Annotated in this window: 2 protein-coding genes; one reads left to right on the top strand and one right to left on the bottom strand. The window is 68.6% G+C overall.

Annotation, left to right across the window (positions count from 1 at the left end; translation table 11 throughout):
• Positions 1–504: MOSC domain-containing protein (locus tag ACY45C_RS17290; protein ID WP_462188597.1), on the top strand; the 504-nt coding region annotated here is incomplete at its 5' end.
• A gap of 26 nt (positions 505–530) precedes the next feature.
• Here the strand turns inward: ACY45C_RS17290 and ACY45C_RS17285 are convergent.
• Positions 531–1,435, bottom strand: a 905-nt coding sequence (locus tag ACY45C_RS17285) for a cupin domain-containing protein (protein WP_462188596.1), incomplete at its 5' end; no start/stop codon positions are given.

The raw sequence follows: 1,435 nt of genomic DNA, 5'->3' as shown, positions 1-1,435 counted from the left end.
ACGTTTCATGGCGGTGTTGATCGGACCGTGTACGTGTTCGCTCACGAAGATTTCTCCTGGTGGTCGCGCTCCCTTGACCGTGATATCCCTCCGGGTAGTTTCGGGGAGAACCTGACGTCGTTGGGAATGGATGTCACCGGCGCTCGGATCGGCGAGGTCTGGGCCGTCGGGTCCGCGGTGGTCCAGGTGACCTCGCCCCGCACCCCCTGCCGTGTTTTCGCCGGATTCTGGGACGTCCCGGATCTCATTAAGCGCTTTTCGCGGCGCGGTACGCCCGGCGCGTACCTGCGGGTTCTGGCCGAAGGAGAGGCCGCCGCCGGGGATTCGATCACAGTCCTGCACCGGCCCGGGCACGGGCTAACCGTCGGGCAGGTCTTCCGATCGCTCACGACCGAGCCCGACGGGCTGCCCGCCCTCGGCGGCATCACGGATCTCCTTCCGGAAGACCTACGGAACAAGGTTCAGCGACGGCTGGCCCGATCAGCTCCCGCCAGCGGCGGGTAACGTCTCGGTCGCCGGGCCGGGCGCGGTCAGAACTTCAGGTACATGTCGTCCGGAATGATCGGCTGGTGGTAGGTGCACGATCCCGAGAGCACCGTCGATCCGTGCAGCCGCGACTTGGGAATGAGAATCTTGTCGCCGTCACTCAACGCGATCTTGTGAGTGACGTTGTTCCAGAAGTGCATGTCACCCGACTCGATCATGACCAGCCGGTGCTCGTCGTGGACGTGCGTCGTCGATGTCTCGTCACACGACTCGACGAACGTGTCGAGGTCGACCGCTATCCCCTCGGTGGTGAGGTAGGCGTCGATGGCCTCGGCCTTCGCCTTGTACTCCTCGATCGAGTCGGCCCAGGCCAGCTGCTCGGCGAGGTCACGGTCCCAGCGGCGGGCGAGCTGGGCGGCGTCCGTGAAACCGGCGTGAAAGGCGGTCAGAGCCGCATCCCCGGACAGCGCGAGCAGCGGGGTGAGCAGCGTGTCGACCAGGTCGTCCAGCGCGGCGGGGGTCAGCGCCGGCGGTGACGAGGCGAAGAATGCCGGCCGCTCGCCGAGGCCGTCCTCGACCGCATCCGCCCAGGCGGCGGCGGCGACCGCGTCGTCGATGCGCTGGTGCACGAACGCGCCGAGCAGCTCGGCATGCCGGTGCGGCGCGCGGGACAGCTGGTGGAGACGGTTGCCCCGGGCCAACGAGGTGTTCAGGTAGAGCTGCCAGTAGGCCCCGGCCGTCGGGGTGAGCCCGGCCACGGCGAGCAGGGCCGTCCAGGCGTCCGAGCCCGCCACCCAGCGCCGGTAGTCGTCGAGAAGCAGTCGCCGAGCGACCGGCTGGGCGAGGTCGTACTCGCCGAGCGACGCGCGGGCGGTCGCCGTGCGTACCGCGGGCAGGAATGCTGAGAGCTGCAACAACGCGAAGGTCGTCGCCTCGCGCCGGTCCCGGG

The organism is Frankia sp. CcWB2 (genome assembly GCF_977927585.1).
Note: the sequence above shows the minus strand (reverse complement) of the source record. Positions and strands in the feature narration are given on the sequence as shown.